General features: G+C 69.8%; 12 protein-coding genes, 1 tRNA gene and 1 pseudogene. 8 read left to right on the top strand and 6 right to left on the bottom strand.

Going from position 1 to position 13074, the window contains the following annotated elements; genetic code table 11:
* Positions 1-21: 21 nt before the first annotated feature.
* Positions 22-1320 carry a multiple monosaccharide ABC transporter permease gene (mmsB, locus tag GT755_RS34610; protein ID WP_161483789.1) on the bottom strand — a complete coding sequence of 433 codons (1299 nt, stop codon included), beginning with the start codon at positions 1318-1320 and terminating at the stop codon, positions 22-24.
* On the bottom strand, positions 1317-2864 hold the full coding sequence (gene mmsA, locus GT755_RS34605; protein ID WP_161483788.1) for a multiple monosaccharide ABC transporter ATP-binding protein: 1548 nt from the start codon (positions 2862-2864) through the stop codon (positions 1317-1319). The genes mmsB and mmsA overlap by 4 nt, the downstream gene beginning before the upstream one ends.
* A 197-nt stretch (positions 2865-3061) precedes the next feature.
* Between mmsA and GT755_RS34600 the strand changes: the two genes are divergently transcribed.
* The 4 genes and pseudogenes from GT755_RS34600 (at position 3062) to GT755_RS38885 (ending at position 6226) form a co-directional block, all read left to right on the top strand.
* Positions 3062-4249 (top strand): ROK family transcriptional regulator, encoded by a 1188-nt coding sequence (locus GT755_RS34600; RefSeq protein WP_202610888.1) that lies wholly within the window; start codon positions 3062-3064, stop codon positions 4247-4249.
* A gap of 363 nt (positions 4250-4612) precedes the next feature.
* Complete coding sequence (gene budA / locus GT755_RS34590; RefSeq protein WP_202610887.1) at positions 4613-5425, top strand: acetolactate decarboxylase; 813 nt, start codon at positions 4613-4615, stop codon at positions 5423-5425.
* A 4-nt stretch (positions 5426-5429) separates the two neighbouring features.
* Positions 5430-5666, top strand: a pseudogene (locus GT755_RS41705) (thiamine pyrophosphate-binding protein); the annotation flags it as partial.
* 56 nt (positions 5667-5722) lie between these two features.
* Positions 5723-6226, top strand: coding sequence for a thiamine pyrophosphate-binding protein (locus tag GT755_RS38885; RefSeq protein WP_202610886.1), 504 nt, complete (start codon positions 5723-5725; stop codon positions 6224-6226).
* Between the two features lie 65 nt (positions 6227-6291).
* On the opposite strand, the gene GT755_RS40825 is transcribed toward GT755_RS38885, so the two are convergent.
* Positions 6292-6417 (bottom strand): hypothetical protein, encoded by a 126-nt coding sequence (locus GT755_RS40825; RefSeq protein ID WP_268903620.1) that lies wholly within the window; start codon positions 6415-6417, stop codon positions 6292-6294.
* A 225-nt stretch (positions 6418-6642) separates the two neighbouring features.
* Here GT755_RS40825 and GT755_RS34580 point away from each other — a divergent pair, with 225 nt between their 5' ends.
* Complete coding sequence (locus tag GT755_RS34580; RefSeq protein ID WP_161483786.1) at positions 6643-7650, top strand: TerC family protein; 1008 nt, start codon at positions 6643-6645, stop codon at positions 7648-7650.
* Here GT755_RS34580 and GT755_RS34575 read toward each other — a convergent pair.
* Together GT755_RS34575 and GT755_RS34570 are read right to left on the bottom strand one after the other, a co-directional pair.
* On the bottom strand, positions 7645-8103 hold the full coding sequence (locus tag GT755_RS34575) for an ester cyclase (RefSeq protein ID WP_161483785.1): 459 nt from the start codon (positions 8101-8103) through the stop codon (positions 7645-7647). The genes GT755_RS34580 and GT755_RS34575 overlap by 6 nt on opposite strands.
* A 200-nt stretch (positions 8104-8303) precedes the next feature.
* Complete coding sequence (locus GT755_RS34570) at positions 8304-8711, bottom strand: DUF3147 family protein (RefSeq protein WP_161483784.1); 408 nt, start codon at positions 8709-8711, stop codon at positions 8304-8306.
* Between the two features lie 153 nt (positions 8712-8864).
* On the opposite strand from GT755_RS34570, the gene GT755_RS34565 reads away from it, so the two are divergent.
* On the top strand, positions 8865-9782 hold the full coding sequence (locus tag GT755_RS34565; protein WP_202610885.1) for a phosphotransferase family protein: 918 nt from the start codon (positions 8865-8867) through the stop codon (positions 9780-9782).
* A gap of 24 nt (positions 9783-9806) precedes the next feature.
* The gene (locus GT755_RS34560) at positions 9807-10274 is read left to right on the top strand and encodes a GNAT family N-acetyltransferase (RefSeq protein WP_161483783.1); all 468 of its coding nucleotides are present in this window, start codon (positions 9807-9809) and stop codon (positions 10272-10274) included.
* Positions 10275-10280: 6 nt separating this feature from the next.
* Here the strand turns inward: GT755_RS34560 and GT755_RS34555 are convergent, their stop codons facing one another.
* Positions 10281-12773, bottom strand: coding sequence for a GmrSD restriction endonuclease domain-containing protein (locus GT755_RS34555; RefSeq protein ID WP_161483782.1), 2493 nt, complete (start codon positions 12771-12773; stop codon positions 10281-10283).
* Between the two features lie 221 nt (positions 12774-12994).
* Here GT755_RS34555 and GT755_RS34550 point away from each other — a divergent pair.
* Positions 12995-13070: transfer RNA gene (locus GT755_RS34550), tRNA-Met, on the top strand.
* The last annotated feature ends 4 nt before the right edge of the window (positions 13071-13074 follow it).

Genomic DNA, 13074 nt, shown 5'->3' with positions numbered 1-13074 from the left:
TGGGGAACGCGCCCGGGGAGGTCAACCGGCGACCGGAGCCTTGTCGGCGTCCGACGACGGGGAAGGTCGATTGGCCGGTGGGGCCGGATCGTCCCGGCGGAAGGGGCGCATCAGCGACCCGATGATCGAGAAGCGGCCCTGGCTCTTGTTGTAGACGTCGAAGGCCACCGCGAGCAGCAGGACCAGGCCCTTGATGATCTGGACCATGTCGGAGCCGACGCCTTCGAGCTGCAGGCCGTTGTTCAGCAGGGCCATGACCAGGCCGCCGACGATGGACCCGCTGATGGTGCCGAGGCCGCCGGAGACGGCCGCGCCACCGATGAAGACCGCCGCGATGGCGTCGAGCTCCCAGCTCAGGCCGTCTTGGGGGCCGGAGGCCGACGACCGCGCCACGAAGATCATCCCGGCCAGCGCGGCCAGGACGGACATGTTCATCATGACGAGGAAGTTGACCCGCTTCAGCTTCACGCCGGACAGTTCGGCGGCGCGGGAGTTGCCGCCCACCGCGTAGATGTGCCGGCCGCCGATGGTGTTGCGGGTGTAGTGGGAGTACGCCAGCACCAGGGCGATCAGGATGATGCCGGAGATCGGCAGGCTGGTGCCGACCCGGCCGCCGGCGAAGCGCAGCGTGGCGAACACGATGACGCCGACCATGACGGCCATCCGGAGCACCGAGATCCACATCGGCGCGACGTCGGCGTTCATCTCGCGCCGGGTCTGGCGAGCCTTCAGCTCCCGCCAGATCACGCCCGCGCACGCGGCCAGGCCGAGCAGCAGCGTCAGGTTGTTGTAGCCGGTGTTCGGGCCCACCTCGGGCAGGAACCCGGCGCCGATCGTACGGAAGCCCTCCGACACCGGGACGGTGTCGGCGTTGCCGATGTACTGGTTGCCGCCGCGGAACAGCAGCATGCCGGCCAGCGTCACGATGAACGCCGGCACGCCGACGTAGGCGACCCAGAAGCCCTGCCAGGCGCCGATCAGCGCGCCGACGGCCAGCCCGAGCAGGATGCCCACCGGCCACGGCAGGGAGAACTCCTGCATGGCCTTGGCCACCACGATGCCGGTGAAGGCGGCGACCGAGCCGACCGACAGGTCGATGTGCCCGGCCACGATCACCATCAGCATGCCGATGGCCAGGATGAGGATGTAGGAGTACTGGCTGACGACGGCGATGAGGTTGCCCGAGGTCAGCGTCAGGCCGTCGGTCCAGATCTGGAACAGCAGCACGATGGCCACGAGCGTGAAGATCATGCCGAACTGGCGGGCGTTGGAGGTGGTGCCCCCGAACAGGTTCTTCTGGAGGTCTTTGATTCGGCTCATCGGATCGGGGTCTTCTTGGTAGAGGTCATCTGTTTCATGAGGAGTTCCGGGTCGGCCTCGGCGCGGGGGACCTCGCCGGTGACCGTGCCCTCGAAGACCGTGTAGATGCGGTCGCACAGGCCGATGAGCTCGGGCAGCTCGGAGGAGATGACGATGACGCCCTTGCCCTGGTCGGCCAGCCGCTGGATGATCCCGTAGATCTCGTACTTGGCGCCCACGTCGATGCCCCGGGTGGGCTCGTCGAGGATCAGCAGGTCGGGGTCGGTGAACATCCATTTGGCCAGCACGACCTTCTGCTGGTTGCCGCCCGACAACTTGGTCACGCCCTCGTCGACGCTGGGCGTCTTGACCCGCAGGCTCTGCCGGTACTCCTCGGCGTAGCGGTACTCGCGCACCGGGTCGATGACGCCGTGGTGGGCGACCTTCGACAACTTGGCCGCGACCATCGAGGTCTTGATGTCGTCGAGCAGATTGAGGCCGATCGCCTTGCGGTCCTCGCTGACGTAGGCCAGGCCGTGGTCGATGGCGTCGGACACCGTGCGGAGCTGGACCTCCTCGCCGTCCTTGAAGACGCGGCCGCTCAGGTAGACCCCGTAGGAGCGGCCGAACAGGCTCATCGCCAGCTCGGTGCGCCCGGCGCCCATGAGCCCGGCGAACCCGACGATCTCCCCGCGCCGGACGTTGAAGCTCGACCCCTTGCACACCAGCCGGTCGGCCGAGATCGGGTGGCGCACCGTCCAGTCGCGCACCTCGAAGAAGACCTCGCCGATGTTCGGCGTGTGCTCGGGGAAGCGGCTGTGCAGCTCGCGGCCGACCATGCCGCGCACGATGCGGTCCTCGTTGACGCCGTCGGCCTTGACGTCGAGGCTCTCGATCGTGCGGCCGTCGCGCAGGATCGTGATGGTGTCGGCGATGGCCTCGATCTCGTTCAGCTTGTGGGAGATGATGATCGAGGTCACCCCCCGGTCGCGGATGCCCCGCAGCAGGTCGAGCAGGTGCCGGGAGTCGGCCTCGTTGAGCGCGGCGGTCGGCTCGTCCAGGATGAGCAGCTTGACGTCCTTGGCGAACGCCTTGGCGATCTCGACGAGCTGCTGCTTGCCGACGCCGATGTCCTTGATGAGGGTGTCGGGGTCCTCACGGAGGCCGACCTCCTCCATCAGTTCCAGCGCCCGGCGCTGCGCGGCCTTCCAGTCGATGCCGCCCCGCTTGCGCGGCTCGTTGCCGAGGAAGATGTTCTCGGTTATCGACATGCCGGGCACCAGCGCGAGCTCCTGGTGGATGATCACGATGCCCGCGTTCTCGCTCGCCCGGATGTCGGAGAAGCGCACCTGCTCGCCCTGGTAGACGATGTCACCGGTGTAGGTCCCGTGGGGATGGACGCCGCTGAGCACCTTCATGAGCGTCGACTTGCCGGCGCCGTTCTCCCCGCAGATCGCGTGGATCTCGCCCTGCCGCACCTCGAGGTTCACGTCGGCCAGCGCGGTGACACCGGGAAACGTCTTGGTGATCGACCGCATCTCCAGCAGGACCGGCGCGCTCGTCATGGACGAGTCTCCGTGGTCACAACATGCCTCACTTGTTTCATGACTTAGTTGTTAGAACTATCCGAAGGACCATAAATCCATTGGATTTACTAAGTCAACGCTCTGGTGCAGACTGTGACCCGACAGACGAGCAGGAAGGACCCTGAGTGCGACAGGCGGGTACAAATCTTCCCAAAGTGGGACGATACAACCAAGCTGTGGTGCTGGACCAAATCCAGCTCGCCGACGGCATCAGCCGCGTCGAGATCGCCGAACGCACCGGGCTCACCCCGCAGACCGTCTCCGGCATCGTCCGCCGGCTCATCGACGAGGGCATGGTGCGGGAGGACGGCGCCAGCCGCGTGCTCAACGGCGGCAAGCCGCGCACCACGCTCCGCCTCAATCCCGACGCGCGCGCGGCGGTCGGGGTGCACTTCGACCCCGTGAAGCTCACCTGCACGGTCGTCGACCTCCTCGGCCGGCCGCTGGCCGTCCGGCGGCGGCCGGTCAGCTCGGGGACCGACCCGGCCGACGTCGTCGCCGCGATGGCCGCGCTCGTCGGTGAGGTGCTGGCCGAGTCGCAGGTCCCGTCCGACCGGGTGCTCGGCGTCGGCCTGGCCGCGCCGGGGCCGCTCGACCAGAACCGCGGCCTGATCGTGGCCCCGCCCCAGCTCTCGAACTGGACGCGGGTGCCGGTACAGCGCATGCTCGCCGAGGCCACCGGGCTGCCCGTGACGCTCGACAACGACGCCACCGCCGCCGCCGTCGCCGAACGCTGGTCGGGCGCGGGCAAGGGGGTGGCCCACTTCGCCTACCTCTACTTCGGCACCGGCATCGGCGGCGGGCTCATCCTCAACCACCAGGTCTACCGGGGCGGTTCGCTGAACGCCGGCGAGTTCGGCCACTCCACCGTGCTCGCCGACGGGCCCGCGTGCTACTGCGGCAACCACGGCTGCCTCGAACGTCTGGTCAACCCGTCGGCCCTCGTGGAGCAGGCCCACGCGCGCCTCGCCTCCGGCGGTCGCGGCGTGCTCGCCGAACCGTTCGCCGCCGACCCGGCCGCCGTCGACCACGCGGCGGTCCTGCGCGCGGCGGCGGACGGAGACCCGCTCGCGGTGGGGATCATCGAGGAGGCGGCCGGCCACGTGGCCTCGGTCGCCGTCAGCGTCGCCAACTTCGTCGACGTCGACCTCATCGTGCTGGGCGGCCACGGCATCGAGCACGTCGAAGACCGGTTCGCCGCGGCCGTCGCCGCCGCCCTGTCCACCCGGCCGCTGTCGCGGCACATCCGGGTGGTCGAGGTGGCCGCCTCCCCCCTGGGCGCCGACGCCGCCGTGGTGGGAGCGGCGACGCTGGTCCTGCACACCACGTACTCGCCGCAGTTGTCGGCCTTCCTGTCGCACTGACCCCGTCGCCGGATGGGCGGCCGGCCGGTGAGTAGCATGCGGCCCATGTCCGGTCTCGAGCCCTTCACCCAGCAGACCGGCGCCGCCCGATTCGTTCTGGCGCTACCAGAAGGTCATCCCGCTCCTGACCGACCCCGGCGCGCACGGCGCCGACCCCGCCGACGCGTTCGACGTCGTCGTGCCGGACATGCCGGGCTACGGCTACTCCGACATCCCGAAGGGCCCGGCCCTCGACTCCGTCGCCGTGGCCGGGTTGTGGGCCGAGCTCATGGACCTGCTCGGCCACCGGACGTTGAGCGCCCCTACCGGGCCGCGACGACGGGCTGAGCCCCCGAAGATCACAACGATGCGGTTTTGTTATCGTTGAAATGGATCACAGCCGGAGAGCGGGGGCTCGGCATGGAGGTGTTCCAGGGATGGGTGCGCAACCTGCTCGCCCACGTCAGCGGGGCCGGAGACGCTCGGCGATCACGGGAGATCTACCAGACCTCCACCATGAGCGCGCTCCTCGAAGGGGTCTGCGAGGGCGACGTGACCATCGGTGAGCTGCTGAAACACGGGGACTTCGGCCTCGGGACCTTCAACCGGCTCGACGGCGAGATGCTGATCCTCGACGGCGTCTGCCACCATCTGCGCGCCGACGGCAGCGCCCACGTCGCGGCCATGGACGAGAAGACGCCCTTCGCGGTGGTCACCCGCTTCCGGCCCGACATGACCATCCCGGTCACGTCGGGCGGCGACCACGCCGCCGTGACCAAGCTGATCGACAACTCCGTCAGCAGCGTCAACGTGATCTACGCCATCCGCATCACCGGGACGTTCGGCCAGGTCCACACCCGGACCGTCATGGAGCAGACACCGCCGTTCCCGCCGCTGACCGAGGCGACGAAAGGACAGCGGGAGACGACGTTCACCGACGTCACGGGGACGCTGGCCGGTTTCCGCACGCCCGACTTCGAGCAGGGCATCTCGGTGGCCGGCTACCACCTGCACTTCGTCGACAAGAGCGGGCGGCGCGGCGGGCACTCGCTGGGCTTCCGGCTGGAGCGCGGCACGATCGAGTTGAGCGTCCGGTCGGAGATCCATCTGAGCCTCCCCCGGACCCGGCAGTTCCTCGACTCCAACCTGACCAGCGGCGACGTCGCCGCGCGGATCCACCAGGCGGAAGGCGGCTGAGCACATGAGCCACGACGACGGATCTGTGCGGTCGGCCCGACGTGCGGTGGAGACGCTGTCGGCGTTCGGGGTCCGCTACGTCTTCGGCGTGCCGGGAGCGAAGATCGACGAGCTGTACGACGCCCTGGTCGACGGCGGCCCCCAGCTGGTGGTGTGCCGCCACGAGCAGAACGCCGCGTTCATGGCGGCGGCCGTGGGCCGGCTGACCGGGGTGCCGGGCTGCGCCCTGGTCACCTCCGGGCCCGGCACGACCAACCTGGTCACCGGCCTGATCACCGCCACCAGGAGCAGTTCCCCATGCTCGCGATCTGCGGCGCGGTCGCCCGGCGCGACCGGCTCAAGCGCACCCACCAGACGATGGACGCCTCCGCCGCGCTCAGGCCCGTCACCAAGTACGTCGGCGAGGTCGACGATCCTGACGACGTCACCGAGGCGGTCGCCAACGCCCTGCGGGCCGCCGTGACCGAGCCGCGCGGCGCGGCGACGGTGATCCTTCCGATGGACGTGGCCGCCGCGCCGACCGGCGCGCGGATCCGGGGCCCGATGCCGGTGCCCTCACTCGGCCCCGCTCCCCGTGACCGGATCCGGCGGGCGGTGGAGCTGATCCGCGACGCCGAGCGGCCGGTGGTGCTCGCCGGGCTGCGGTCGTCCGGCCCGGACGCCTGCGCCGCCCTGCGCGAGCTCCTCGCCGGCACCGATCTGCCGGTGGTGGAGACCTTCCAGGCGGCCGGCGTGGTCTCGCGGAAGCTGGAGGACCGGACTCGGCCTGAATCCGGCGGCCGTCATCCTCAAGATCCGTGAGCTGGTGGACGACGACGCCACGGTCGTGGCCGACGTCGGCTCGAACTACATCTACACCGCGCTTGTCACCGCCTGCGGGCGTCGGGGGTGTGAGATCGCCGCGTGGTCGGCCACAGGGCGGCGTTGGTGATGACCGCGCAGATCAGCACCAGAACAGCCAGCAGGATCTCCAGGATCAAGGTGCCCGACATGAAATCCCCTCCTCGGCCGCCAGGTGCTCTTTTCACTATCCGTCCAGGGCACAGACCTGGTCAAATGCCTGGAGTCACCCCCGAGGAGCCCCGTAACCTGGGATGACGGGGGGAGTACTTCCCAAGAGCCGATCCGGTCAGTACGGACGTGACCGAACGTTCCCGGATGGCCGCCCGCGCGAGCGCGGGCGAAGGAGACCTCGAACATAGGTTCGAGGGGGTTTCATGCCAGCCGATCTGCAGACGATCGGTTCACCGGCCCTGTGGGCGATCACCGTCGCCGCCCTGGCCCTGCTGCTGACCGTGGACTTCATCCTGACCCGGCGCCCGCACGAGGTGCGGATGCGCGAGGCCGTGGGATGGTCGGTCTTCTACCTGGCACTGCCGCTGCTCTTCGGCGTGTACGTCTGGGGCGTCCACGGCTCCGGCGTCGCGGTGGAGTTCTACACCGGTTACATGGTGGAGAAGTCGCTGTCGGTGGACAACCTGTTCGTGTTCATGCTGCTGCTGTCGTCCTTCGCGGTGCCCGACGCGCTGGCCCAGCGGGTCCTGCTGCTGGGCATCATCGGGGCGCTGGCGCTGCGGGCGGTCTTCATCGCCCTCGGGGCGGCCGTCCTGCAGAGCGGCACGTGGGCGTTCCTGCTGTTCGGCGCGATCCTGATCGCCGCCGCCGGGAAGATCGTCAAGGACGCGATGGGCGGGCACGGCCACGAGGTCGACATCTCGTCCATGCGCACCGTACGGCTGCTGCGCCGCCTCATGCCGATCACCGACGACTACCGGGGCTCCCACCTGGTCGTCCGCGAGGGCGGCCGGCGCGCGCTGACCCCGCTGGCGCTGGCCGTGGTGGCGGTCTTCGCCACCGACATCGTCTTCGCCGTCGACTCGGTGCCCGCCGTGTACGGCGTGACCCAGGACCCGTTCCTCGTCTTCGTCACCAACGCCTTCGCCCTGCTGGGCCTGCGCGCGCTCTACTTCGTGCTCATGGACGTGCTGACGAAGCTCCGGCACCTCAACCACGGCCTCGGCGTGATCCTCGCCTTCATCGGGATCAAGCTCATCCTGCACTGGGCCCACCAGGTCTGGACGTGGCTGCCGGAGATCCCGACGTTGCTCTCGCTCGGGGTGATCGTGGCGATCCTGGCCACCGTCACGGTGACCAGCGTGCTGGCCAACCGCCGCGACCGGCCGCCCGCCGAACCGGCCGCCGGCCGCAGGCGGGAGAGGCTATGACCCCGCCCGCGCCTGGCCGACGGCGCGCGGCAGCTCGGACAGGCCGAAGCCCAGCTGGCTGTACAGCTCCAGCTGGTCGTAGTAGTCGCGGTGGGTGACCACCAGGTCCCCGACGACATAGGTCATGCACGCGGCGCGGACCGTGACGTGACGGCCGGTCCCTTCGATCTCACGCCCGTCGGGCAGGAGCAAGGGCCCCAGGTGGGTCCCGGTGAACACCCATTCCCTGACCATGGGATCGTCACCGGGCACCTCCAGCCACGCCGTCTGGCGGTAGTCAGGAAAGGCGCCGAAGGCCTGCTCGTAGAACCAGGCGATCTGGTCCCGTCCCTCCGCGATGCCCGCCGGGGCGACGAGGACGGCGTCGGGACTGTACAGCCCGAGCAGGCGGGGCAGGTCGTGAGCGTTGATCGCGTCGCTGAGACGGCGTCTGATCTCCCAAGGATCGGACATGACAAAGGCCCTTCCGCAGTGGCGGGAGGAGACATCGCCTCATCGAGGCCGGAAAATCGGGATGACATCGTGTGGGGCCGACGTCTCAATCCCCCTTTCCCCCGAGGCTACCCAGCACGAAGTCAGTCGCCGATCTCGATAAAGTCGTGCGCACGTTTGGGAAGCGGCCGGGCTTTCCCGGCCGTCCCATGGCCGTGCCATCAAGACAAAGGACCGGCCTTGGCGGCCGGGCGGCCGAAGACCAGATGAAGGATGTCGGCGATCACCGCCCACACCAAGGTGGCGAAGACGAGCGCCAGCCAGGCGGGCAGCGTCACCGCCAGTCCCCAGACGCATCCGGCGAACCCGACCAGCCCGACCGCTCCCAGCACCACGCCCCGGGCATCCGGGACGGCCGGACGGGCCCGCTGCTCCTTGGTCTGGATCAGGGTCAGCGCGGCGGCGACGACGGCGGGCACGGCCAGGAAGATCCCGCCCACCACGGGCCCCCACCGGTTCCCGATCAGCCCGGCGACCACGAAGACCGCCGCACCGACGGCGAACCGCACGGCCAGGCCCCGCACCGACATGGAGGGCAACCCCAGGCGGATGCCCTCCTCCCGGATCATGACACCACCGCCGACACGGCGAGGCGGTGGGCGACGAGCTGGCGCATCCCGTCCATAGGCGTCCTTCGGTCAGGGGGGCCGGATGAGGGTCACTGCCCACCGACGGCGACCTCATGCCTGGCGCTGCCGCCGTCCGGGTGGTGAGGTGGCGCGGTGACCACCCTCCGACCATCGGCCCTGGCCTGGGTGCACCGGCACCTGGACGCCGGTGAGCGCGTCGTCACGGCGGAGCCCCTGCACGGCGGCATCACCGCCGACATGCGGCGCCTGACCGTCGGCACCCCCCACGGCGACACCCGTCACCTGGTGCTGCGGACCTTCCTCGACGTGGCGCAGGCCGAGGAGTGGCTGAACCGGGAGGCGCACGCCCTGACCCTCTGCGCGGGGTCCGGCGTACCGGCCCCGGAACTGGTCGCGGTCGACGCGACCGCCGCGCACTGCGAGTACCCCTCGCTCCTGATGACCCATCTGACGGGCCGGGTGGTCCTCGACGACGCGGGCATCGAGACCCGTGTCCCTCTGCTGGCCCGTCAGCTCGTGGCCATCCACGCCCTGCGGCCCGCCGAGCGGCCCCGGGACTACGTGACGCTGACGACCGCCGACACCGTCGTGGTCCCAGAGGGCGCCGACGCGGCGGCCTGGGCCGAGGCGATCGACATGATCCGCCGTCCCCCGCCGCCCTATGACGGGCGGGTCGTGCACCGGGACTTCCAGCCCGGCAACGTCCTGTTCGACGTGCCGCCCCGGATCACCGGCGTCGTCGACTGGGCGGCGACCTCCTGGGGACCGGCCGATCTCGACGTGGCCCACTGCTCCACCAACCTCGCGCTCCTGCACGGACCGGAGTGGGGCCCGCGGTTCGCCGAGGCATACGAAGAGGCCGGCGGCGTGCTGGCCGAGGCACCGGACGAGCGCCTGTACTGGCAGGTCCGGGACGGCATGGCCTGCTCGGAGGAGGTCGCGGTGGTGTCGCGGCCGTGGCGGGAGGCGGGCCGGACCGACCTGACGACGCGGGTCGTCGAGGCGCGCCTGGACGCCTATGTGGCCGCCCTGATCGGCACCCGCGCCTGACCTGATCATGACAGGATCCGCGTCATGGCCGATGTCACACTTCGTCCCGTCACCGACGACAACCGCGCCGCGGTGACGGCCCTGCGGGTCGCCCCCGCCCAGGAGGAGTACGTGGCGAGCGTCGCCGACTCCTTCGCCGACGCCGAACGGTATCCGCAGGCGATGCCGCGCTACTGGGCGATCTACGCCGACGAGACGCCGGTCGGCTTCCTCATGATCAGCGACGACGTCCCGCCGGGCGACCCGTCGATCCTCGGGCCCTACTTCCTGTGGCGGCTGCTCATCGACGCCGACCACCAGGGACGCGGCCACGGCCGGGCCGCCCTGGCCGCGCTGCGCGACTACCTGGGCACGCGTCCCGGCGCCACCGAGCTGCTGACCAGCGTGCATCCCGGGGAGATCGGCTCCCCGATGGGCTTCTACCTGCGGCTGGGCTTCCAGGACACCGGGACCGACCACGAGGGCGAACGCGTGCTGCGGCTGCCGCTCTGACCCTTCTCACTCGTCCTGTGAGACGACCGAGGTGAACCAGTCGAGGGTCGCCACGATCACGTCGAACACCGCCGGATCGGACAGCCGCGAGTTGGGGATCGAGGGGTAGAGGTTCAACTTCGCCACGGGGATGTCCACACCGGGCGCGTCGTTCAGGCGGGCGCGGAGTTCCTCGCGCATCGCCAGGTCGTCGAACGGCGGGCGCTTCAGCAGCGATCCGAACGGGATCTCGAAGGTCTTGGCGTACACGCGGCCGACGACCACGTCGCGGCCTCCCGACCTGCGGGCGAATCCGCAGGAGGCTCCCGCCGAGGTGCCGTGGACGAGACGGCCCCCCGTCTTGACCCAGTGGTCGATCACTCGTTGCACCGCCCCGGCCGCCTGAGGGCCGCTCGCGTCGTTGAGCTGCGCGAGCAGGCGCGCCGCTCCGCCGGAGGCGGGGTCGAACTCGCCCACGTCGTCGACGATGTCGGCGCCGGGCAGGCCGACGAGTTCGGCGAGTTCGCGGGCGGTCAGGTGCCGGGCGGGATCCGCCTTCCCCGTCGCGTCGAGGGGCACGCCCTCCGCTTCGAGCAACGCGGTGACGTCGCGGGTGTCGTCCGGGTCGGGCCAGCGGAAGCCGTCGGAGACCTGGCCCGACTTGGTGAGGACACGGTGGGCGTTGAGCACGGTCGTGCTGCCCAGGTGGACGCCGACGGGGACCGCGTGAGATCCGATGAGCTCGGCCAGATCCGAATACGACGTCCAGGTGCCCGGCGGCAGCGCGGCCAGGGCGCTGTGCAGGAGGGTCCAGTCGCGGGAGACGGCGGAGCCGCGGCCGGTCTTCTCCGGGCCGGGCCAGATGGCGATCGCCCGGTCGGCCAGCAGGTCGGCGCGGGCCCGGATCTCGAGCTCGCCCCAGGTCTCGTTGGCAGCGATCTCCTGGTTCATGGCGAGGCCGCTCTTCCCCAGGGCGGCGCGCTTGACGGCGAACGAGTGGTTGCTCAGTTCGGAGTTGTAGCCACTCAGAGTGAGGTTGCCGAGGGTGTGGACGAGGCTGCTGTGGAGTGCCTCCGGATCCGGAGTGGCGAGTTCGGCCCGCCATGCGGGGGTCAGGGTCTGCGGGAGGACGTGTTCGATCGTGATGCGGCGATCGGCGAGGTCGACGCGTTCCTTGCTGCCCAGGGACTCCTCGACACGCCGGAGGACGAGTTTCTGCTGGACCGCGCGGCCCTGCCAGTAGAAGGCCCGGTTCCTGATCTCGGCCCGCAACTGGTCGTCGTCGGCCCAATAGAGACGCGCGGCCGACAACTCACGGCGCACCTCTCCCGCCGGGTCGTCGGCGGTGACCGTCGCGGCGAGCCGCTGGAAGATGCGGTTGAGGTTGCTCGTGGACACGGCCGCGATCAGACGGCGGACGAGGAAGCTCTCGACGTAACCGAGCGCCTCGGCGATCTCCGCGTCGTCCACCAGGCCGTCCTCCCGGAACTCCAGCAGGCGCATGACGAGCGGGTAGGTGGTGGTGGCCTGCCACTCGTTGAGGAAACGGAGCCTGTCGGCGATCTCGCCGTCTCCCTGGGGAGCGAGGATCGACCGCAGGTGCCGGGCGCGCCGGTGGAGGCCGGCGACGTAGGCCTCGATGCGCGACTCGTCTCTGCCCATGGCCTGCAGGAGCTCCTGATGGCCCCGGTAGACGGCGTTGTACTGGGCGGCGTCACCGCGTTCGAGCACCAGGACCAGGTACATGAGCTGTTCCATGGCCTTGGCGTCGAGGAGGTCCTGGATCGGCTTCCAGTGGTCGTCGTAGACCCGCTGTCCTCGTGTGGGGAGGCACATGAAGACGTAGTTGCGGATCAGGTCGACCTGGCTCAGCCGCATGCCGGTGTTGTTGATCGATTCGAAGATGCGGAAGGCGTTGTCGTCCTTCTCGACCGTGATCAGCACCAGGTTCAGCCGGTCGAGCAGCACCGACTCCACCCGCGCGACGTCGTGCGGGTCGGCCGGGTCGTCGAACTCCTCGATCACGGTCCGGAAGAACTGGTAGGCGTTCCCGACGAGGCTGCCCAGCCTGCCCTCCGGCACCGCGTCGACACAGGCCTTGAACGCGTCCCGGTCGGCCTGCGTGGGCAGCAGGCGGTAACGCAGCTCGCCGCGCTGGAACTTGTTGATCAGGTGGAGTTCGTCGATGCGCTCGCGATGACCCGGATCCTCCGGGACGAGATGGTCGCGGAGGGCGCACAGGGCCAGCATGAGCGTGGTCAGCCGCTGCTGACCGTCGACCACGATCCATTGGGAACGGTTCGGCGCGAGGTCGGGGCCGGGGGCGAGCACGACGGACCCGAGGAAGTGGCTGGGCGCGTCCACGCGCTGGTCGGCGAGCAGATCCACCTGCGCGCGGATGTCCGCCCAGAGCCGGCCGAGTTGTTGTCGCTCCCAGGTGTACTGGCGCTGATAGAGCGGCACGAGCAACTGCTGGTCACCCTGGATCAGCCGGCGGAGTGTGATCTCGGTCGCCTTCACGCCACTACTTCGCGGCGGGAACACGTCGCGTTACGTGCGACCCGTGGCGGAAAACCTTTCGCGTCCGACGGATGCGATCTTGGATACTCGTCGTCACACGGTCGGACGGAGAAGGGAGGGCACCATGCGGCGAATGCCCCCGCCCTGTGAGGCTCACGTGTGACGCCGGTCCCGTGAGCCGTCTCGAACCGGTCGGGTTCGAGACGGCTTTCTCTTTTTCCGGCGGGTGAGGGCGCTGGTGTGCTCGACGGTTTCATACGCCGTTCCGGGTGGGTTCGATTCCCACACCCGCCACCACGAG

The sequence above is a fragment of the Herbidospora solisilvae genome (assembly GCF_009901565.1).
Classification (GTDB): domain Bacteria; phylum Actinomycetota; class Actinomycetes; order Streptosporangiales; family Streptosporangiaceae; genus Herbidospora; species Herbidospora solisilvae.
The sequence above is the reverse complement of the archived record's forward strand: the minus strand, read 5'-3'. Positions and strand labels throughout refer to the sequence as shown.